General features: G+C 53.2%; 22 protein-coding genes. 3 read left to right on the top strand and 19 right to left on the bottom strand.

The window, feature by feature from the left end; all coding sequences use genetic code 11:
* Window positions 1-40: 40 nt before the first annotated feature.
* The 7 genes from RIC05_RS05305 to RIC05_RS05275 form a co-directional block, all read right to left on the bottom strand.
* A complete protein-coding gene (locus RIC05_RS05305; protein WP_350045044.1) occupies window positions 41-1,237 on the bottom strand; it encodes a ParB/RepB/Spo0J family partition protein in 1,197 nt (398 codons plus the stop codon).
* A complete protein-coding gene (locus tag RIC05_RS05300) occupies window positions 1,234-2,061 on the bottom strand; it encodes a ParA family protein (protein ID WP_350041089.1) in 828 nt (275 codons plus the stop codon). Before RIC05_RS05300 ends, RIC05_RS05305 begins: the two co-directional genes overlap by 4 nt.
* Window positions 2,058-2,693: a 16S rRNA (guanine(527)-N(7))-methyltransferase RsmG gene (gene rsmG, locus RIC05_RS05295; protein ID WP_350045045.1), complete on the bottom strand. Its 636-nt coding sequence runs from the start codon at window positions 2,691-2,693 to the stop codon at window positions 2,058-2,060. The genes RIC05_RS05300 and rsmG overlap by 4 nt, the downstream gene beginning before the upstream one ends.
* A gap of 397 nt (window positions 2,694-3,090) precedes the next feature.
* On the bottom strand, window positions 3,091-4,992 hold the full coding sequence (gene mnmG / locus RIC05_RS05290; RefSeq protein ID WP_350045046.1) for a tRNA uridine-5-carboxymethylaminomethyl(34) synthesis enzyme MnmG: 1,902 nt from the start codon (window positions 4,990-4,992) through the stop codon (window positions 3,091-3,093).
* Window positions 4,993-5,122: 130 nt separating this feature from the next.
* Window positions 5,123-6,496 carry a tRNA uridine-5-carboxymethylaminomethyl(34) synthesis GTPase MnmE gene (gene mnmE, locus RIC05_RS05285; protein ID WP_350045047.1) on the bottom strand — a complete coding sequence of 458 codons (1,374 nt, stop codon included), beginning with the start codon at window positions 6,494-6,496 and terminating at the stop codon, window positions 5,123-5,125.
* Between the two features lie 155 nt (window positions 6,497-6,651).
* The gene (locus tag RIC05_RS05280; RefSeq protein ID WP_350045048.1) at window positions 6,652-6,978 is read right to left on the bottom strand and encodes a (2Fe-2S) ferredoxin domain-containing protein; all 327 of its coding nucleotides are present in this window, start codon (window positions 6,976-6,978) and stop codon (window positions 6,652-6,654) included.
* 4 nt (window positions 6,979-6,982) lie between these two features.
* Window positions 6,983-7,240: a DUF6489 family protein gene (locus RIC05_RS05275; protein ID WP_350041084.1), complete on the bottom strand. Its 258-nt coding sequence runs from the start codon at window positions 7,238-7,240 to the stop codon at window positions 6,983-6,985.
* Window positions 7,241-7,556: 316 nt separating this feature from the next.
* Between RIC05_RS05275 and RIC05_RS05270 the strand changes: the two genes are divergently transcribed.
* Together RIC05_RS05270 and RIC05_RS05265 are read left to right on the top strand one after the other, a co-directional pair.
* A complete protein-coding gene (locus RIC05_RS05270) occupies window positions 7,557-9,596 on the top strand; it encodes a thioredoxin domain-containing protein (protein ID WP_350045049.1) in 2,040 nt (679 codons plus the stop codon).
* Window positions 9,597-9,647: 51 nt separating this feature from the next.
* Complete coding sequence (locus tag RIC05_RS05265; RefSeq protein ID WP_350045050.1) at window positions 9,648-10,136, top strand: methylated-DNA--[protein]-cysteine S-methyltransferase; 489 nt, start codon at window positions 9,648-9,650, stop codon at window positions 10,134-10,136.
* A gap of 36 nt (window positions 10,137-10,172) precedes the next feature.
* On the opposite strand, the gene RIC05_RS05260 is transcribed toward RIC05_RS05265, so the two are convergent.
* Complete coding sequence (locus tag RIC05_RS05260) at window positions 10,173-10,574, bottom strand: VOC family protein (protein ID WP_350059741.1); 402 nt, start codon at window positions 10,572-10,574, stop codon at window positions 10,173-10,175.
* Window positions 10,575-10,866: 292 nt separating this feature from the next.
* On the opposite strand from RIC05_RS05260, the gene RIC05_RS05255 reads away from it, so the two are divergent.
* Window positions 10,867-11,841 (top strand): quinone oxidoreductase family protein, encoded by a 975-nt coding sequence (locus RIC05_RS05255; RefSeq protein WP_350045052.1) that lies wholly within the window; start codon window positions 10,867-10,869, stop codon window positions 11,839-11,841.
* A 55-nt stretch (window positions 11,842-11,896) separates the two neighbouring features.
* On the opposite strand, the gene RIC05_RS05250 is transcribed toward RIC05_RS05255, so the two are convergent.
* The 11 genes from RIC05_RS05250 to RIC05_RS05200 form a co-directional block, all read right to left on the bottom strand.
* Window positions 11,897-12,451: an HD domain-containing protein gene (locus RIC05_RS05250; RefSeq protein WP_350045053.1), complete on the bottom strand. Its 555-nt coding sequence runs from the start codon at window positions 12,449-12,451 to the stop codon at window positions 11,897-11,899.
* A 213-nt stretch (window positions 12,452-12,664) separates the two neighbouring features.
* Entirely contained in the window at window positions 12,665-13,927 is a 1,263-nt protein-coding gene (gene rho / locus RIC05_RS05245) for a transcription termination factor Rho (protein ID WP_350041078.1), read from the bottom strand.
* 379 nt (window positions 13,928-14,306) lie between these two features.
* Complete coding sequence (locus tag RIC05_RS05240; RefSeq protein ID WP_350045054.1) at window positions 14,307-14,666, bottom strand: helix-turn-helix domain-containing protein; 360 nt, start codon at window positions 14,664-14,666, stop codon at window positions 14,307-14,309.
* A complete protein-coding gene (locus RIC05_RS05235) occupies window positions 14,663-15,313 on the bottom strand; it encodes a Smr/MutS family protein (protein WP_350045055.1) in 651 nt (216 codons plus the stop codon). Before RIC05_RS05235 ends, RIC05_RS05240 begins: the two co-directional genes overlap by 4 nt.
* The gene (locus RIC05_RS05230; protein ID WP_350045056.1) at window positions 15,291-15,995 is read right to left on the bottom strand and encodes a LutC/YkgG family protein; all 705 of its coding nucleotides are present in this window, start codon (window positions 15,993-15,995) and stop codon (window positions 15,291-15,293) included. Before RIC05_RS05230 ends, RIC05_RS05235 begins: the two co-directional genes overlap by 23 nt.
* Complete coding sequence (locus tag RIC05_RS05225; RefSeq protein ID WP_350045057.1) at window positions 15,992-17,428, bottom strand: LutB/LldF family L-lactate oxidation iron-sulfur protein; 1,437 nt, start codon at window positions 17,426-17,428, stop codon at window positions 15,992-15,994. The genes RIC05_RS05230 and RIC05_RS05225 overlap by 4 nt, the downstream gene beginning before the upstream one ends.
* The gene (locus RIC05_RS05220) at window positions 17,425-18,219 is read right to left on the bottom strand and encodes a (Fe-S)-binding protein (protein WP_350045058.1); all 795 of its coding nucleotides are present in this window, start codon (window positions 18,217-18,219) and stop codon (window positions 17,425-17,427) included. Before RIC05_RS05220 ends, RIC05_RS05225 begins: the two co-directional genes overlap by 4 nt.
* 147 nt (window positions 18,220-18,366) lie before the next feature.
* Window positions 18,367-19,314 (bottom strand): transporter substrate-binding domain-containing protein, encoded by a 948-nt coding sequence (locus RIC05_RS05215; RefSeq protein WP_350045059.1) that lies wholly within the window; start codon window positions 19,312-19,314, stop codon window positions 18,367-18,369.
* A 1-nt stretch (window position 19,315) separates the two neighbouring features.
* Entirely contained in the window at window positions 19,316-20,023 is a 708-nt protein-coding gene (gene dnaQ, locus RIC05_RS05210) for a DNA polymerase III subunit epsilon (protein ID WP_350045060.1), read from the bottom strand.
* A 17-nt stretch (window positions 20,024-20,040) separates the two neighbouring features.
* Window positions 20,041-20,616: a dephospho-CoA kinase gene (gene coaE, locus RIC05_RS05205; protein ID WP_502989541.1), complete on the bottom strand. Its 576-nt coding sequence runs from the start codon at window positions 20,614-20,616 to the stop codon at window positions 20,041-20,043.
* Between the two features lie 30 nt (window positions 20,617-20,646).
* Complete coding sequence (locus RIC05_RS05200; protein ID WP_350045062.1) at window positions 20,647-21,513, bottom strand: shikimate dehydrogenase; 867 nt, start codon at window positions 21,511-21,513, stop codon at window positions 20,647-20,649.
* Between the last annotated feature and the right edge of the window lie 13 nt (window positions 21,514-21,526).

Here is a 21,526-nt window from a genome sequence, read left to right as displayed (position 1 = left end):
ACGGTGGCCCTTTCTCTGATTTAATGCTCAGCAGATCGGATTATTTGATCAATTCATCAAGTTCGTCTTCACTGACTTCATCGCTTTCGATCGGATCATCCCCTTCGGGACCTTCGATGACAAAATCCTCGTCATCCTCCATATCGCTTTCAGGCAATGTCGCATCAGCAATGCTTTCAAGCTCTGCCGTCAGATCAACGTCACCATCAGATGCCGACACATCGTCGGTGTCATCATCTTCAATAAACATCGAGTCGAATTCATTCTCATCCGAACTTGCCGAGTCGCTGCTCTCTTCTTCGCTGGCCAAATCACCAGCCTTCCCATGGGTCAAACGCTGTAGAATATCGTCAAGCTGCTCAAGCGTTTCATAGCGGATCGATATTTTCCCGGCCGCGCCATCAAAGTCGATATTAACCGCCAACCCCAACATGTTGCTAAGGTCACGCTCCAAAGACACTGTATCTGGGTCTTTATCCGCAGACGAACGTCCATATGACTTCTTCGGGCGCGATGCTTTGCCGCCATCTGTCTTGACCAGTTTTTCGGTCTGGCGAACATTCAGACCCTTTTTAACAATCTGACCGGCAAGCTCGACAGCATTTTCAGCCCCCAACAGCGCCCGTGCATGGCCAGAGCTCAGAACCTTGTCAGACAGCATTTGTTTGATCGGTGCTGGCAGTGCCAGCAAACGCAGGCTGTTGGCGATGTGGCTCCGGCTTTTACCTAGTGCCTGACCCAAGGCTTCCTGCGTATGGGAAAACTCGCTCATCAGGCGGTTATAGCCTTCGGCCTCTTCAAGCGGCGACAGGTCTTGGCGCTGCAAGTTTTCAATCAGGGCAATTTCGGCCGTCTCGCGATCATCGAAATCACGTACAAGAACCGGCACTTCATGAAGCTGCGCACGCTGTGCTGCACGCCAACGACGTTCACCGGCGATGATTTCATAGGTGGTTTCACCGGTCGAGGATGCCCGAACGAGAATCGGCTGAATGATGCCCTTTTCCCGGATCGAAGCCGCCAGATCATCAATGGCTTCGTCGTCAAAATTGCTGCGTGGCTGAAACGGTGAAGGTCTCAAATCGGTAATCGCGATCAACTGGGTCGTGCCACCCGGCCCCGGATGCGCAGTAGGCGCATTTTCGCTCCCGGCAACGGCAACACCAACATCCTCGTCTTCTTCCCCAAGAAGTGCTGAAAGTCCGCGTCCCAAGCCGCGTTTCTTTGCATCACTCATGCTTTAACCCCTTCGCGTTTCAGGACTTCACTTGCAAGATTGAGATAGGCCCGTGAACCCGGGCACTTTATGTCATAGACCAAGACCGGCGTTCCGTGGCTTGGTGCCTCGGACACACGAACATTGCGCGGAATGACAGTTCGATAAACGACATCGCCGAAATAATCGCGCACATCATTGGCCACCTGTGCTGACAGGTTGTTACGCTTGTCATACATGGTCAGCACGATGCCCTGGATTTCAAGATCCGGGTTGAAAGCCTTTTTAACCCGCTTGATGGTACGAACCAGATGGCTGATCCCTTCAAGGGCAAAGAATTCACACTGCAACGGTACAAGCACCGCATCCGATGCCACCAGCGCGTTCAAGGTCAAAAGACCCAAGGATGGCGGGCAATCGATCAGAACGTAATCAACATCCTGCGGCAATTTGGCGAGAGATTCTTTCAGCTGCATTTCGCGGCGTTCAAAATCAACCAGCTCAATCTCGGCACCGGACAGATCCATACCGGATGGCACAATCGACAAACGCGGAATCGCCGTATCTTTACGCGCTTCTTCCAGCGTATTTCCGTTGATCAACACGTCATAAGAACTGATCTCACGATCTGATGGGCGCAAGCCAAGGCCGGTACTGGCATTGCCCTGCGGGTCAAGATCAACGATCAGAACCCGCTGTTTGACCGCTGCCAATGCCGTTGCCAGATTGATGGTCGTGGTCGTTTTACCAACCCCGCCCTTCTGGTTGGCGATTGCGATGATCCGTGGACGATGCCCCTTGCCACTAGACTGGGTAGAAAGCGGTAGATCAATTACATCACTCACCGGCCAACTCCTTTTAAGATCAACACGACACCATCCGGGTCAACCAGACTGGCATGCGTGGTTACATCAAATGTCCAACCGGCTTCGCGTGCGTCCGCCAGTTCATCCTCAAAGGCACGTCCCTTCAGCAGCACATAGTGGCCACCGGCTTTTAAATGTCTTTGGCCCAATTCAAGAAGCTTCGGCAGAGGTGCAAAGGCCCGTGCGGTTATCACATCGGCTTCGCGCGGTGCGGCGGCTTCGATCCGTTCGCGGGCAATTTCCGTATGGTCCAAAACCCCGCAAACGCGGGCAGCTTCCATCAGAAAGACTGTCTTCTTGGTGTTGGATTCCATCATCGTGACATTTCCGGCACCCAAAATCGCCAGAACGATACCTGGAAATCCTGCGCCAGAGCCAAAATCAACGATTTTGCCCGCTGCAGCAACATCCTGCAGGTATGGCCAAAGCTGCGCAGAATCCTGTAGATGACGTCCCCAAACGTCTTCTGCCGTGCTGGCGCCAACGATATTAATGCGTGGCTGCCACTTAACGACGAGGTCTGCATACTGACTTAAACGGTCCAATGTTTCACGTGAAACATTCAAATCGCGTTCAAACCATGTTTTTACGGGTGCGGAAATGGATTGCATAAATGATTTATACGTCCAGTTTGAAAAACACACCAGACTTGTTTTCCAAACTTCGTCACTTTTCATCGTCCGGGAATCGATAAAACGATCAAAAACACATCAAATGTTTCACGTGAAACACACCAACCTGCATTTTTGGTCGAGCCAATTCACTTCATAGCGCATTGTTCCGGAAACGATGACGCCAACTCAAACACCCAGAAAAACAACCTTAGCCTCCCCCTACTCAGGAGCACATACTTGGTGACGTCTACATCGGTCGTTTTACTGGGAGGCGGAATCTCGACCATACGATTGAAACGCCCATCCTGACTAAACACATACCCACATCAAAAAACCCGGCTGCACAAGCAACCGGGTTGATGAAGGCCAGATGGCCGAAATTGAGTATCAAATGTTAGGCGCTGCGGACGTGGCCCTTGGCCATATGCTTATGGCTTTTAATGTGACCCAGTAACGCCGTCACCGCCGCCGGGGTGACACCGGGAATACGCGATGCCGCGCCGATGGTTTCCGGCTGGATTTCTTTAAGCTTAAGCCGGATTTCTACCGACAGGCTTCCGACCTTATCGAAATCAAGATCGCGTGGCAGACGCAATTCTTCGTCGCGACGGAAGGCCGCAACATCAGCAGCCTGACGATCAAGATAGCCTTTATACTGGGCATCAATCGCCACCTGTTCCTTGATCGCCGGATCAAGGCTTGCCAGCTGCGGCCAGACTTTTACGATGGTCGAAAAATCAATGTCAGGATATGCCAGCAGGTCATAAGCGCTACGACGTACACCGTCCTGATTGATCTTGATACCAAATTTGGCCAACGCATTTGGCGTCTCGGCCAGATTGGACACCTGATCCTTGGCGGTATGAAGGGCTGCTTTTTTTGCACCCCAAACCTGTTCACGGTCTGATGCGATGCAGCCAATCTCAAGACCACGATCCGTCAAACGCTGATCGGCATTGTCGGCCCGCATCATCAGTCGGTACTCGGCACGCGAGGTAAACATACGATAAGGCTCGCGCGTGCCAAGGGTGACCAGATCATCGATCATGACACCGATATAAGCATCTGCACGATCAAGGATGAATTCGCGTTCGCCGCCGTCGGCGACCAATGCAGCATTCACACCTGCAATAAGCCCCTGCCCGGCAGCTTCTTCATAGCCAGTCGTGCCATTGATCTGACCGGCAAAGAATAAAGCCCCGACCTTTTTGGTTTCAAGCGTATGGCGCAACTCACGCGGATCGACAAAATCATATTCAACCGCATAGCCCGGACGGAAAATCTCGACCTTCTCAAGACCCGGAATGGTGACCAGCATGGCAAGTTGCACGTCTTCGGGGAGAGAGGTTGAAATACCGTTCGGATAGATCGTCGGATCGTCCAAGCCTTCTGGCTCCAAAAAGATCTGGTGCTGATTCTTTTCGGCAAAGCGCACGACTTTGTCTTCAATCGAAGGGCAATAGCGCGGACCACTGCTTGTGATCTGGCCGCTATACATCGGCGCACGATGAAGGTTGGCACGAATGATTTCGTGCGTGGCTTCGGTCGTCCAGGTCATATGACACGGGATCTGCGGAACCGTAATTTCCTTGGTCAGGAACGAAAACGGTTCAGGTGGCGTATCACCCGGCTGCTCCTGAAGACTGGACCAATCAATGGTCCGCCCATCGAGACGTGCCGGTGTGCCGGTCTTCAAACGACCCAGTTTGAAATCATATTTCTCAAGCGTATCGGAAAGCCCCATAGCCGGCGCATCGCCAATACGGCCGGCTGGCGTGGTCTTTTCACCAATATGAATAAGCCCACGCAGGAATGTCCCTGTGGTCAGCACCACCGCACCGGCACGATATTCTGTGCCATCGCCGGTGATCACACCTGCAACCCGATTGTTCTCATCAATGATCAGGTCTTCAACAGCGCCCTCAAGAATTGTGAGGTTTTCCTGATGGGCCAGAATGTCCTGAACGGCTTCGCGGTAAAGCTTACGATCAGCTTGCGCACGCGGTCCGCGAACAGCCGGTCCCTTGGAACGGTTAAGCATACGGAACTGAATGCCGGCCCGGTCAATTGCGCGGCCCATGACACCGTCAAGCGCATCAACTTCGCGAACCATATGTCCTTTGCCCAAACCACCGATGGCCGGGTTACAGGACATTTCACCAATGCGATCTGCCCGATGTGTGACGAGTGCTGTTTGCGCCCCCATGCGTGCAGCAGCAGCCGCGGCTTCGCAGCCAGCATGTCCACCGCCAACAACAATCACATCAAAACGACTTTGCGACACATTCTGTGACATCGAATTCCTCACTCAATCCCCTATCAGCACATCTGACGGGTTTGAACCTTGTCTGGTTCGAATAGGCTTATTCAGTCCATTCATGGACCAATGTTTCACGTGAAACATTTCTAGGGAACAGTCCCTGATCTTATTTGCCGATACAGAAGTCCCCGAAGATAATATCGAGCAAATCTTCCACATCGACACGTCCGGTAATCTTGCCAATTTCGCGCACTGCAAGGCGTACATCCTCGGCAGCGAGTTCAGCGATATCAGTCTGCACTCCGCGATCCAGATGGTCGCTGGCACTTTCAAGTGCCCGCCGGTGCCTGATGCGCGTCAGGGGCACGGGCCCTGCAAAATCGAGCCCTTCTTTTACGCGAGTCTCCAGCAGTTGCAAGAGTGTTTCGATCCCGCGTCCTGTCATGGCCGATATGGTCAAAACGGGAAGCTCAAGACGATGTCCTTCAACCGAAGCGCCCTGCCAGACTTTGGGGATCGCCGTCCCATCGTCTTCATCGACCTTGTTGATCAGGATAAGGGTATTGGCATTAATCACCCGCGCGGCTTCGGGATCAATATTTGGCCAATCTTCCCGGTCAATCACTACCAAACGAAGATCGGCATTCTCGGCCCGTTCCGTGGCCCGGCGGACACCTTCGGATTCGATGGCATCAACGCTTTCGCGCAGGCCCGCAGTATCGACCATGGTTACCGGAAAACCGCCAAGATCAAGATGCACTTCAATCATATCGCGCGTAGTCCCGGCGATCTCGGACACAATCGCGGCATCGCGCTGGGCCAGACGGTTCAGCAAGCTGGATTTACCGGCATTGGGCGCACCGAGAATAACAATCTGGAACCCTTCACGCAGGCGTTCGCCGCGGCGGTTATCGGCGAGATGGCGTTTAACGTCCTCATTCACGGCAATCAAATCACCGCGTACGACCGGGACAATGCCATCAGGTAAATCTTCGTCCGGGAAATCAATATCGGCTTCGATATGGGCCAATGCCTTCATCAGACGCGCCCGCCAGCCTTCGTAAAGCGTTCCCAGTTCACCGGCCATCTGCCGCACGGCCTGACGGCGCTGAGCCGCCGTTTCCGCATCAATCAGATCGGCAATACCTTCGGCCGAGGTCAGGTCCATCTTGCCGTTCTCAAACGCGCGGCGGGTATATTCACCGGGATCAGCGACCCGCAAACCGTCCTGGCGCGACAGGCAATCCAGAACGCCTTCAATCACTGCCCGCCCACCATGGACATGCAGTTCTACCACGTCTTCGCCGGTAAAGCTTGCCGGACCCTTGAAATAGATCGCCACCGCATCATCAAGCCGTTCACCCGATTGCGGATCACGGATCGGCGCATAGACCGCATGGCGCGGCTTGGGCACGTCACCCCGGCCCAAAAGCGCACAGATCGTTGGCCCCGATAACGGCCCGGATAAGCGAATAACGGCGACCCCCGCACGCCCGGCCCCGGATGACAGGGCAAAGATGGTTTCTCGGCTTGCAATCATGTTTCGTCCGTCATTCTTGTGGTGGTAGACCAAGGTAGTCCCGCGGTCTGGCAATAATGAAATTCTGTGCTGTCGATATCGTTCAGACCGACCCAAAGGTCAACATGCAGCTTCGTCCAAAACTGAAAACGGCCCCATTTTCGGGACCGTTCACATCATCCCTGATCGGGGGAAAGCTGTAATCTTTTAACCACCTGCCCGCCGAGCAAATGATCGGTCAGGATGGTGTCGATGTCTTCCATCGTTTCATAGCGATACCAGGTCCCTTCGGGATAGACCACCATCACCGGGCCCAACTCACACCGATCAAGGCATCCTGCGGTGTTAATCCGGGTCATCGGCAGCCCAAGTTCCTTGGCCCGTATCTTCATATAATTGCGAAGCTTGGTCGCACCCTTGGACTGGCAACAGCCCCGCTCATGGCCGCTTGGGCGTTCATTCTGGCAAACAAATACATGTGCCTGATAGTAATGGTCACTCACGAATTCAGTCCTTGTCGCCTTTGGGACCGCCATTGGCGCCATTGAACTGGCCCCAGAACGCTTTTTGCAACTGTTCCCAATTCTGAATGCCTTGGGGCATCCAGGTATTGATCATGGTTTCCGGGTCCATCGCCGAAAGATTGGCTTTCATCCGATCTTCAACCTCTTTCATCATTGCCTGCTGCATCGGCTGAACATCAGGTAGACCAAAGAAGGTACGCGCCTCTTCCGGGGTGCATTCGACGTTCACGGTTACTTTCATCGCCCTGATCTCCTGCTTTCTTTTCTGTTCTTCTATCTGTTTGGCCGGTTCATTATGACGACGCCTGCGGGCATCTCAATCACAATAACGGTTTAAAGCACCATATTGGCCCATAACCCGGCAATATCACGATTTTGCGACAAATAATTACAGCCATTTGCCTTTATGGATGATGGCGTTACCCTTAGAGTCCGTCAAACATTCTGGGCGCCATACATTTTTACAGGATCAGGGTCCGCATTGATCGTGTAATTCGCCCACCCAAAACAATAAAGCCGCTCAGGCTTCACCGCCTAACGGGCAGCAAGGAAGTGACATGGAACGCGCACGCAACAATCTTGGATCAGAAACCAGCCCCTATCTCCTGCAGCACCGCGACAACCCGGTGCACTGGCAGCCCTGGAGCACAGAGGTGCTGGCAGACGCCAAGGCCGCCAACAAGCCGATCCTGCTTTCGGTCGGGTATGCTGCGTGCCACTGGTGCCACGTCATGGCCCATGAAAGCTTCGAAGACGACGCCATGGCCGGGCTGATGAATGATCTGTTCATCAATATCAAGCTCGACCGTGAAGAACGTCCGGATTTGGACGCGCTTTATCAAAATGCCCTTGCCCTTCTCGGCCAACAGGGCGGCTGGCCGCTGACCATGTTTTTGACCCCTGATGGGGAACCGTTCTGGGGCGGGACATATTTCCCGAAAACCGCGCGCTACGGCCGACCGGGTTTTGATGATGTTCTTAAAACCGTTGCGAAAATCTATGCTGAAAAGCCTGATGACGTGCGCCATAACGTCACGCAGATTTCAAATGCCCTGATTAAAATGAACAGTGCTGCAACCGGTTCTGTTCCAAGCCTTGATATGATTGATCGGTGTGGTCACGGCAGCCTGCAAATCATGGATGGCGAAAATGGCGGCACGTCCGGTGCACCAAAGTTCCCGCAACCCAGCTTGCTGGCGCTGTTGTGGCGCACAGGTGTGCGAACCAACGACAATGATCTGCAACGCATCGTCAAACACAGCCTTGATCGCATGTGTCAGGGCGGGATTTACGATCATCTTGGCGGCGGCTTTGCCCGATATGCGGTTGATGACCAATGGCTCGTCCCGCATTTCGAAAAGATGCTCTATGACAATGCCCAGCTGATTGATGTTTTGTGTGATGTCTGGCGCGTTGATCCCAACCCGCTTTATGCCAAACGGGTTGAAGAGACCATCACCTGGATATTGCGCGAAATGCGCATTTCCGGAGGCGCCTTCACCGCAAGCCTTGATGCCGACAGCGAAGGCGTCGAAGGCAAGTTCTATGTCTGGTCCGAAGCCGAAATTGACGATCTTCTGGGCGATGATACGGATCTGTTCAAGAAATTCTATGACGTCTCAGCCACAGGGAACTGGGAAGGCAACAATATCCTGAACCGCACGGCATCGGGTCTTGGCCTTACAGATGACGCGACCGAGGAAAAACTGGCAAAGCTTCGCGCAATTTTGCTGACCCAACGGGCCCACCGCATTCGCCCGGGTTGGGATGACAAGGCCTTGACCGACTGGAATGCCATGACGATCGCCGCCTTTGCGGAAGCCGCCATGACGTTTAAACGCGCAGATTGGCTTGATTACGCCAAGCTGGCCTATAATTTCGTCACCAGCACGCTGATGGATGGTGACCGGTTCCTGCACAGCTACCGCGATGGCAAGGCCCAGCATGCCGGCATGTTAGAAGACTACGCCCACATGATCCGGGCGGCATTGCGCCTGTTTGAATGTTTTGGCGAGGATGCCTATCTGCGCGAGGCCATTGCATGGTCGGAAACCGCTGAAACCCTGTTTGCCGATACAAAAGGCGGCTATTTCCAATCGGCATCGGATGCCAGTGATCTGATTGTCCGCCAAAAACCCCATATGGACAATGCGGTGCCGTCGGGGAATGCAATCATGGCCCAGAACCTGGCAAAGCTTTATGCCCTGACCGGCGATACCAAATATCGGGATCGGGCGGAAATCACCATCGCAGCCTTTGGCGGACGGCTTGAAGAACAATTCCCCAATATGCCCGGCCTGCTATTGGCTGCGGAAATGCTGCAAAACCCGGTGCAGGTCGTTTTGATCGCCAAAGACCGCAGCCAAAACTATCTTGAAATGCGTCGGGCGATCTTTGCGGCATATCTGCCCAACCGGGCGATCACCATTCTATCAAGCGGTGACCCCCTGCCCGACGGTCACCCGGCCCATGGCAAAACCGCACTTGATGGCAAGGAAACCGCCTATGTCTGTCAGGGCCCGGTATGTTCCGCCCCGGTCACGACACCAGATGACCTTGCCAAATTGCTTGCCGATCTGCCCGCCAAGGCGGCATAAAGCAGAAATATTGTAACGCCACCCCACATCATCGTTCGGAAAGATCCCAACATGCCGCAAATTTCGATCAACAGCCCAATTGGAGCTCTGACAATTTTCGAGTTCGATGATCAAATCGTTGCACTTGATTGGGGCTTTGTTGACGAGATGGAGCCAAGCCCGGTGTTGGAAGAGGCAAAAAAACAGCTTAACGCCTATTTTTCCCACACGCTGAGCCGCTTTGACCTTCCTTTGGCACCCGATGGTACGGATTTTCAAAAGGCGGTCTGGGACGCCATGTGCAAGATCCCGGCAGGGCAAACCGCAACCTATAAGGAGCTTGCCACTGCCGCCGGATCGCCCAAGGCTTTCCAGTCTGTCGGAACCGCCTGCGGCCTGAACCCGATCCCGATCATTATTCCCTGCCACCGCGTTCTGGCATCGGGTGACAAACCCGGTGGCTATTCCGGCCATGGCGGGCTTGAAACCAAGCGGGCACTCTTGAAGATCGAAGGTGTCGACCTTCCGCTTGGCTATGATCAGGGCAGTTTTGATCTTTAATCCGGTTCCGCCTAATCGTTGCGCAGATGCCCTGCTTTATACAGTGTCACCGCTGGCGTAACAGACCGCCTGTAATTTATTGCCATCGGGATCACGAACGTAGGCCGCGTAGTAGTTCGGGCCGTAATGGCGGCGCAGTCCCGGTTGGCCTTCGTCCATCCCGCCATTGTGCATGGCGGCGGCGTGAAAGGCATCGACCTGTTGGCGGGTGTCGGCGGTAAAGGCGACATGGGTGCCATTGCCCCATGTGGCGGGGCGGCCATCCTCGGGCGTATAGATATAAATGGTCGGCATTTGCCCATCACGGTCATACGCCAGAGGCTTCTCAGCGGGCTTTGGCACGCGTTTGAAGCCGATGGCCCCCAGAGCGGCGTCATAAAAGGCTTTAGAACGCGATTTATCGTTTGTTCCCAATGTGATGTGACTGATCACAGACATCATAAAACTCCCCGTTAAAAGACCAAATTATACCCGACAACGCATTGATGATGCCCATCAAGAGCAAAAACCTTTGCAAAGAAGCTTAGCAGAAGCTCATGACAGGATTTGTCAGGAGCCCGCAAGAAGCCACCGACATTTTCTGTCGTCTGACCCGAGCCTGTTGTCGTCTGCATCACTGCACAACAGTTCGGCGTAATCCCCTGCTGCAAAACACCAAGTTCTAACCTACACTCCTGCCATTGACGCAACAGACGTTCACAGAACGCGAACAAATTACGGGAGGTCTTAGATGACCAAAGCATTCCGCTTTCATGAAACCGGCGGCAGCGACGTGCTGCGCTTTGAAGATGTCGAGGTTGGCGCACCGGGCGAAGGTGAAGTCCGCCTTGCGCAGAAGGCCGTTGGCCTGAACTATATCGATATTTATTTCCGCTCCGGCGCATATCCCGCCCCGTCCCTGCCATCGGGTCTTGGCCTTGAAGGGGCTGGCGTGATTGAGGCGATTGGTGCCGGGGTTACGGACTTGGCCGTTGGCGATCGTGTCGCCTATGCCGCACAGCCGCTTGGTGCCTATGCCGAAGCCCGCGTGATGCCGGCCAAGGGTCTGGTGAAAATCCCTGACGATGTCAGTTTTGAGCTTGCTGCAGCTGCAATGTTGCAGGGCATGACCGCGCAATATCTTTTGCGTCGGACCTATAACGTCAAAAAAGGCGACACCATCCTGATCCATGCTGCGGCGGGTGGTGTTGGCCAGATTGTCTGTCAGTGGGCCAAACATCTCGGTGCTACCGTTATCGGAACAGTTGGCTCCAAGGAAAAAGCCGAAATCGCCAAGGCCAAGGGCTGCGATTACCCGATCCTCTATCGTGACGAGGTGGTCTCGGGACGCGTAAAAGAAATCACCGGCGGCCAAGGCGTTGAAGTTGTTTATGATTCTGTTGGTAAAGACACCTTTGATGACTCACTCAAATGCCTCAAACGTCTGGGCATGATGGTCAGTTTCGGCCAGTCATCCGGTCCGGTCCCGCCCGTCGCGCTGGCCCAGCTGGCACCGGGTGCCTATTTCCTGACCCGGCCGAGCATCTTCCACTATACTGCTACCCGCGAAGAACTTCTGGCCACCGCAAATGATCTGTTTGATGTGTTGAAATCAGGTGCGGTCAAGATCGATATCACCGCGACCTATCCACTGGCGGATGCCCAAAAGGCGCATGACGATCTTGAAGGCCGCAAAACAAACGGATCGATTGTCTTTACGGTCTAAATATCGCGCACGCTATTGCGTTGATATTACATATATTTTTGAAGATGAGGCAGGGTTAACCCCCTGCCTCTGCTTTTTGGTCTTCGTGGAAAGCGCGCACATCGCGTGCAATCGCATCAAAGCGATCTGACAGCCCGTCGCTGACTTCGCGGCAGGGGGCGACGACGGCCTCAGCCCAATCGACATAGGCCAGAATTTGTTCTTCATCCCAGCCGATCGGGGTGTCGGTCAGCATCGCACCAACATTGGCAACCTTATCGGCCAAACGCACAAGTTTGGCGGCAGCGGTAAGGTTCGGGGCACGTTCGACCTGTTTTGCCTTGCGCTCGTCGCGTGGCAAACCTTTGTCATCGCTGACTTCCTGAACGATATCGGCAACGACGTCGTTAAAGCAGGCAGCAATTTCATCGCGCGTCGCACCACAATCCTCGATCACGTCATGCAGAACAGCCGCACATAGAATGTCTTCGTGCGTTTGCGGTTCGCATTCGACAATCAGTCGGGAAACCTCAATCGGATGATTGATATAGGGTTCCTCGGCTGGTCCCTTGCGGCGCTGATCACGATGTGCACGGGCGGCAAAATCAAAGGATTTAAGTAAAAGCTGCATTGAGCGCAAAACGGTAGTGAATGAAGACCATCAGAGTCACACGGCTTTTCACCCGATTCAAGCTTTCATCCCCTATCGGCTGGGATAATAATACTAACTGACTGATATAAATACGGGTTTTCATATTCATCAGACAATAAAAAACGGGGCCCCGAAAGGCCCCGTAATTCATCAGACTATTTCCCAAAACCGGCGAAATCCGCCGGGTTCTGGTTATCCATTCATTGAATCGAAGAAGTCGTCGTTGCTCTTGGTCGTTTTGAGCTTGCCCAAAAGGAATTCCATCGCGTCCTGTGGCCCCATCGGGTTGAGGATACGGCGCAGAACCCACATTTTTGACAGGACTGACTTGTCGACAAGCAGTTCTTCCTTACGGGTACCCGATTTAAGGATATCAATCGACGGGAAGATACGTTTGTCAGACAGTTTGCGATCCAGGATAAGCTCGGAGTTACCGGTCCCTTTGAATTCTTCAAAGATGACCTCGTCCATGCGCGAGCCGGTATCGATCAGGGCGGTTGCGATGATGGTCAAAGAACCACCTTCTTCGATGTTACGTGCCGCACCAAAGAAACGCTTTGGACGCTGCAGCGCGTTGGCATCAACACCACCGGTCAACACCTTGCCCGAACTTGGAACAACCGTGTTATAGGCACGGGCCAAACGGGTGATAGAATCCAGCAGAATAACGACGTCATGCTTGTGCTCGACAAGGCGCTTGGCCTTTTCAAGCACCATTTCGGTCACCTGAACGTGACGCTGTGCCGGTTCATCAAAGGTCGAGCTAATCACCTCGCCTTTGACCGAACGGTCCATGTCAGTCACTTCTTCCGGGCGTTCATCAATCAGAAGAACGATCAGATAGGCTTCCGGGTGGTTTTCCTCGATCGCGTGCGCAATATTTTGCAGCATCACGGTTTTACCCGTCCGCGGCGGTGCGACGATCAAAGCACGCTGACCCTTACCAAGCGGGGCAACAAGTTCAATCACCCGATTGGTGGTGTCCTTATTGCCTTCCTGATCGACATTCCGCTCCATCTTAAGCGGCTCGTCAGGGTAAAGCGGGGTCAGGTTATCGAAGTTAACGCGCTGGCGGACCTTTTCCGGCGCATCAAAGTTGACTTTGTCGACTTTGAGCAGCGCGAAATACCGTTCACCTTCCTTCGGCGAGCGGATCTGGCCTTCCACCGTGTCACCGGTGCGCAAGCTAAAGCGGCGCACCTGACTTGGGGAAACATAAATGTCGTCCGGTCCGGCAAGATAGTTTGCCTCGGGACTACGCAAAAAGCCAAAGCCATCCGGCAGCACTTCAAGAACGCCCAGACCAAAAATGGCGTGGTCGTTCTCGGCCAACTGTTTGAGAATGGCGAACATCAACTCCTGTTTGCGGAGCGTGCTGGCATTTTCGATTTCAAGCTCATCAGACAGAGCAAGCAGCTCGGTCGGAGATTTCTTTTTAAGGTCTTGAAGATGCATATGTGCGTTTAATGATCTGTGGTTGCCGGAAGGGCGAATTTTTGAATGGGATAGGATAGAAGGTGCGGTTGACCGTCAGGCAAGGCACTCAGGCAAATTGCTGGGGCGTGCGGACAGTTCAAAACCTTGTAGTTGCATAAAGGCAGGGCATTTTCATGTTTCTGGATCGAAACACATCCGATTGATACCCTCGATACTGACAATAGTCAAACCGTGATTCACGTAATGTCGCTATTTTGTTGCCTCTGGTGCACAAAAAACACGATCCTGTAACCAACTTGTGGTTCCAGGGTCATAAAACTTGTCAAAACCCCGCCCTGAAACAGTAAACTTGCTTAAGTTTGCACAGCCGTTCGAATATCCCTGCCCTATCCCCAGCCTAGGCATGGCGTTCTCTGATGATTTCGAGCATGCGCGAAAGCTGATCATCACTTAAACCGGCAATCCGTTCAGATAAAAGATTGGCCAATTCGGTTGCTTCGGGCTCAAGCCCGGCGGTATCAACGGTGATTTTCGGATGAGAAAGCTGTGCCAACCGTTTGATATCGTCAACTTCATCCCAAACCAGATTAAAAAACCCGCAAATCTGTTGCACCAAGCCGGGGCTTGGCCGCCCGCGATGCCCATGTTCAAGGGCGGACAAATAAGCCGGAGACAATTGCAACGCCGTTGCCATATCGGTCAGCGTCACGTCGTTGCGGGCCCGTAATTCCCTGATGCGATTGCCAAAAGGTGTCACGGGCGTCTCCGTTTCAACAAAACATAAAAGGCCCCGGCACCACCGTGCTGAATCTGGGCCTGATGAATGGCAAGAATCCGGGTGCGCAGGCGGGGTGCACTTAACCATTGCGGGGTGCGCGATCGCAAAAGCCCCGTACGGCCATATTCATCGGCGCGCGATCCCTTACCGGTAATCACCAGAACGCAGCGTTTTCCGGCACGCCAACTGTCTTCGATAAAGGCATTTAACGCATTATGCGCGACATCTTGCGTCATGCCGTGCAAATCAATGCGCCCATCAATCGACATTTTGCCTTTTTGGAACTTGGTGGCGGTCGACCGGTCAATCCCGTCTGTTACACCGGGTTTAAGTTCTTCAAGACTGCGGTTTTTGATCTGTGGTCCGCGATCCGCATTGCGCGCCGAGGGTAAATTACGTGCCGCACGGCTTTCTTCTGCGCGTTCAATGTTTTCCGACAATTTATCAGGCCATGAAATCGCCGTGTCGCTGGTGTGGGTGTCTTCGTCTTCAGGCACAAACATGGCATCGCCACCCTTGCGCCTTTTATTGCGCAAAGGTTTGACGTCACGGGTGAAAACCTCCCAAAGGGCCTTTTCATCCTCATTGACGGTACGGCGTCGCTTATTTGTTTTCTTTTGTGTCATCCACCAGAACGATATGCAGTCGGCGCGGACCATGTGCGCCAAGCTGTATCGTCTGTTCGATATCACCCGTTCGCGAAGGCCCGGTCACCCATAGGAATGTTCGCGGCATATTGCCGTGTCCTTCCTTTTCGCGCAACCGCGCCCATACTTCTTCATATGTCCCGACGATATCGCTGACCCGAAGGACGGCAATATGCGTATCTGGAAGCATGTTAAGGGTATAAGGCGTGCTTGCCCCGCTTCTTAACATCAAACTTCCGGTTTCCGCCACCCCGGCAAAACTTGGTGTAACCGAAACCGCATCATCGGCACCGGCAATTCCGATGCTGACTTCAAGTGCTGTATCGCTCCAGGGAAGCCCGGAAACTGCAGCATCGGGCGATGTTTTAACCCGTGCCGGCAAATTATGATCGGCCAGAAAACGGGCAACTTCGCGCGGAATATCCCCATCACTGACAACCATACTGACCGTGGCACTGACACTTGTTGCCATCTTCTCAAACAGTTCAACCTGTTGATAATGGGCAAGTTGGGCGCGCATCGGCACAACCGGATTTGCTTTGGGTGATGCCAGACGTTCAGTCACCGCCAAGGGGGCTGCTTCACCGGCTGCCCGGCCAAGACTTTTGCGAATCCGCCCCAAAATCGCATCGCGGGAGGTTCTATTTGATGACGTGCTCATTTCGAACCTCCTTTGGCCGATTGTTTTTCAGTCCAAAGCTGCTTGAAGGTTTTGCCTTCGGGTGCCGGGAAGTCACGCATGTCTGTCCAACCACCAGCCAGTGGCAATTTGGCAATGCGTCCCTTGCCGCCTGACATCTTGCTTAAGACCCTTGATGCGATGCCGGTAAGTGCGCCGTAAAGCTTTGGTTTCGATGCAAAAAACGCCCATGTTTTGATACCGTAACGGAATGAGGCCGGGCTTAGGTGTTTTTCAAACTCCCGTTCGCGCCAATGCCGCATCATTTTGGGCAACGGAATGCGCATCGGGCAGACTTCTTCGCATTTTCCGCAGAAGGTAGACGCGTTGGGAAGATGCCCCGCTTCATCGACACCAATCAGAGATGGCGACAAAACCGAGCCCATCGGACCAGGATAAACCCAACCATAAGCATGTCCCCCCACCGCCCCGTAAACCGGGCAATGGTTCATACAGGCCGCACAGCGAATACAGCGCAGCATATCCTGAAATTCGGTGCCCAACATGTTGGAACGACCATTATCAAGCAGGATCACGTGATATTCTTCAGGCCCGTCGAGATCATCTGACCGACGCGGTCCGGTCGAAAATGTCGTGTAAGATGACATTTCCTGACCTGTTGCGGAACGGGCCAGAACCCGCAGAATGCTTGTCGCATCTTCAAGGGTCGGGACCACCTTTTCCAGACTGGCAATTGCAATATGGACCCGTGACAAAGTCTGGGTCAGATCGCCATTGCCTTCATTGGTGACAATGACCGACGAACCGGTTTCGGCAATCAGGAAGTTCGCCCCTGTAATCCCGATATCGGCGGCAAAGAAATGCTCGCGCATGATCTCGCGGGCTTCATCAAGCAATTCGCGCGGTTCAACCAGTGATCTGTTGGGGTCGCGGCCCTTATGGGTTTCGCGGAAACTGTCTGCCACTTGTTCTTTGTGAACATGGAGCGCCGGGGCGATGATGTGACTTGGCGGCTCGTTGCGCAGCTGAATGATATATTCACCAAGATCTGTCTCGACGACCTTAAGGTCCTGTTTTTCAAGGAAGTCGTTCAGGCCGATTTCCTCGGAAATCATCGACTTGCCCTTCAGGACCGATTTGGCGTCCTTGTCGCGGCAGATTTTGGCAACCACTTCGCGGGCTTCTGCCGCGTCGGCACACCAATGCACATGACCGCCATTGGCCTTGACGTTTTCTTCGAATTTCAGAAGGTAATGGTCAAGATTTTCAAGCGTGTGGTTTTTAATGTCACGGGCCTGATCGCGCAGGGCCTCAAATTCCGGCATGCGCAATACGGCATTGGTCCGATTAATCTGAAAACCGGATTTCAATCGGCCAAGGGCGCGCTGCAGGCTTTCATCACGAAGCGCGCCATGCACGTTTTCTTTGAATTTTGGCGATGTGGATACATTCATGACATGTCCGCCCCATCCTTGTTCGCAGCCGAACCAGCGATTGACGGTGCCGCCATGGTCATGTCAGCCAAGACTTCTGCAACATGGCGGACTTCTACATTTGATCCTTCACGTGCAAGTTTCCCGGCCATGTTCATCAGACAGCCAAGATCCCCGGCCAAAAGCGTTTTTGCCCCGGTCTGGGTGATATCGCGGGTTTTATCCCCAACCATTTTGCCCGAGATTTCCGGATATTTGACGCAGAACGTTCCGCCAAATCCACAACAGGTTTCCGGTTCGGTCAGCTCAGAAATCTCAAGTCCCTTGATGGAATTTAACAATTTTCGCGGCTGTTCTTTGACACCCAGTTCGCGAAGGCCCGAACAACTGTCGTGATAGGTTACCTTGCCTTCAAACCGAGCCGGGACCGCATCGACTTTCATGACATCTGTCAGGAAGGATACCAGTTCCCAGGTTTTGTCAGATAACGCCTGAACCTTGTCCGCCATCGCCGGATCATCGGCAAACAGTTCCGGGAAATGCTTTTTGATCATGCCCGCACAAGACCCGCTTGGCGCAACGACATAATCATAATCGGCAAACATATCGATCAGGGGCCGGGCGACCTTGCGGGCAGATGCATTATCACCGGAATTAAACGCCGGTTGCCCGCAACAGGTCTGATCCATCGGAACATCAACGTCGCATCCTGCTTCTTCAAGCAGCTTTACAGCTGAAAACCCGACGGTCGGACGGAACATATCGACCAAGCAGGTAATAAAAAGACCAACGCGCGGTTTGGAAGGCGTCATGGCGTATCCTCTCTCGGGGCTTTTGGCCATGTACGGACGGGTTGGAGGTGCGGGAATCCGTTTGGCCAATATATTCTACAATTGGTAATACCAATTTTGGGTATTCAGGTCCAGACCAAGAACATCCAAATTCACATTCGGACGATTTTACGGACCGATCCCGTCAAGATCGACGCAACTGACCCCGTTATTATCAAGGTTCAGCATCGCGCTTAGGAAAGAGCCCTCAACATTTGTTGAAAGACCATGTGCGGCGCGGTTCTTCACAAAAAACCCGTTGGTTTTAAAGCCATCAAGCACAGTCTGCAGGCGGGAAATATCTTCATCGGGAACATCGCCACTGACCGCGATATACAAATAACAACTGCGATAGGGCACTGCCCCATCGATATCAGGAACGCCCTGGTTCCCGTCCTGATCTTTGGCGGCATCGATATAATGGCGCAGAATATTGCCGCCAATCGCAATCAGATCGACGCGATCGGCCAACATCATCGGAAGCAAAAGTTCTTCACGGGGAACGGCAACAATATATTGCGCACCGCGTTGACGCAGATAGGCTTCGCGGGCGGACCCCATCAATGTTCCAATGCGGGCTTCGGCAAGGAGATTTTCAAAGCTCATCTCCGACCAACCCTTATTGGAAAATCCATAAAGGTTCCAAATTGCCCGGCTTACCGGCCCGACCCATTTAAATTGATCTTCGCGGTTTTCTGATCGTGTCGCAGGATAAATCACATGGCCCGATTCCCGAGCCCCCAGCTCCATTGCACGCTTCCAGGGCACTTGCGCAACGATCTCGGTTTGCAATTCTGCTTTGCTAAACAGCTTGATCACAAGATTGTCGAAATATCCCGGTTCCGGCCGGCCCGATGATCGAACACGGGCGTTTTCAGACAAATGAATAAAATAACGTCCGCCAAACGGCGCCTGCGCCGCGGATTGATAACCGAAATCATCGCTTTCCTGGGCAAGAACGGGCGCAGTTACTGGACTTAGAACAATAAGAAGGAATGCCGCGAAGATCGATGACATGGCGAACTTAGAGTAGTTCGCCTTGGGAAAACGGAATATTTGCCAATCCCGTTTTGGCATCTCAGGCCTCGTTCTTCTTAAGCCAGAGCGCCTCTTTGACCTTGGTTTCGATATAGGCCTGATGGGCGGCAAGTTCCGCATCACTGATCACATGCGGGCGTGGTTCCAGCCGGTTTGATTTCGGCCCCAGAACCCGCTTGATATCCCCGCCGCCATCCGCATTTTGCGCATTCGGATCAAGGGATAAACCATGCTGCCGACCGCCAAGAAGTTCCAGATACACCAGTGCCAAAAGATCGGAGTCAAGCAGGGCGCCGTGAAGTGTCCGGTTGGAGTTATCAATCTTGAACCGGCGACACAGCGCATCAAGGCTAACCGGCGATCCGGGGAATTTTTTGCGCGCCATCTGAACCGTATCAAGGGCACGATCCATGGCAATGCGCGGCTTATCAAGCCATTCAAGTTCCGCATTCAGGAACTTCATATCAAATGCAGCATTGTGAATGACCAATATCGAATCATCGCCAATGAATTCGAGAAAATCATCCGCAACTTCGGCAAAGACCGGCTGGTCTTTCAAAAAATCATCGCCAAGGCCGTGAACATTAAAGGCCTCGATCGGCATTGGGCGTTGCGGATTGATATATTGATGGTACTGCCGACCGGTCGGCATGTGATTGATGAGTTCGATACAGCCAATTTCCACCAGACGGTGATCGGAATAGGGATCAAGACCAGTCGTTTCAGTATCGAGGACAATCTCACGCATATATCAGGGTCCGATGATCAGCTTAGTTGGTTAACAATACCCTGAATATATTGAAAAGTTACAGCCCGTCCCAGCCCTGTCGGGATGACAAAATCGGCACGTCGACGCTTTTCAATATCAGGCATCTGTTTGGACAGAATGGCGGAAAATTTGTCATCCGTCATCCCTTCTCGCGCAAGAACACGTTGGCGTTGAACAAATGCCGGAGCTGACACAACCGCGACGATATCACAGCGTTTTTCGCCGCCGGTTTCATATAAAAGCGGGATATCAAGCACCACCAATTTACGACCCAACCTTTGCTGGCTTCGTAAAAAGCGAATTTCTGCGGCCCGGATCAAGGGATGCAAAATAGACTCAAGCTTTTTCAAAAGTACAGGATTGGCAAAAACCTTTTGGCCCAAAGCCTGCCGATCAATCCGGCCCTTGATGATGACATCGGGAAAGGCCTTGGCAATCGGATCAAACGCCAATCCACCCGGTGCCATTAAAACATGGCTGCTGGCATCGGCATCATGAACCGGAACCCCAAGATGTTTAAACATCTTGGCCGCGGTGGATTTCCCCATTCCGATGGATCCGGTCAACCCCATAATCACCATAGTCAGATCGTCCTTGGGTGCTTAATCCGGTGAAAGAACAAAATCGCGCAGTTCCTGGGTGACTTCCGGGTCAATCCCGAACCAGCGATGAAACCCCGGCCGCGCCTGATGCAGCAACATGCCCAATCCATCGACAACCGGATTGCCACGCACTTTGGCCTGCACCAAAAGATCGGTCATAAGAGGCGCATAAACGATATCGGTCACCAAGGCCGATGTTGGCAAACCATCAAGATCGATTTCCAGCTTGGGCTGCCCGACCATGCCAAGGCTTGTCGTATTGACCACCAAGGACACATCGCAAAGGGTTTCTGGCGCCAACGGCCAGTCCACCACTTTGATCCGGGGATCATTGATTTCTTTAGCCAAATCTTCGGCGCGTTTACGGGTGCGATTGGCGATCCGAATTTGCGGACTGCCTTCATCAAGAAGGGCAATCAAAACCGCCCGTGATGCCCCACCAGCGCCAAGCACCACAGCCGGACCGGAACAAAATGCCGCGTTCGGGGCTTCCTGACGCAGGTTTTCCATAAACCCGAAACCGTCAGTATTATCTCCCAACATCCGGCCATCTTTAGCAAATGTGACGGTATTGACCGCGCCAATTCTGCGTGCGCGGTCGGACAATTCATCACATTCGGGCATCGCCATTTCTTTTTGCGGAATGGTGACATTGACCCCGGAAAAACCCAGATTTCGCAAGGAAATCAACGCAGCTTGAAAGTTTTCCGGTTCAACCGGCAACGGCATGTAACAGCCATCAATCCCGTATTTCGCCAACCAATATCCGTGCAAGCGCGGCGATTTTGAATGCGAAACCGGCCAGCCCATAACACCGGCCAGGCGCGAGGTTCCAGAAAGGGTGCGATACGGATTGCGGGGGGTCATGTTGTGCTATTTC

The organism is Thalassospira sp., assembly GCF_040218635.1.
Lineage (GTDB): Bacteria > Pseudomonadota > Alphaproteobacteria > Rhodospirillales > Thalassospiraceae > Thalassospira.
Note: the sequence above shows the minus strand (reverse complement) of the source record. Positions and strands in the feature narration are given on the sequence as shown.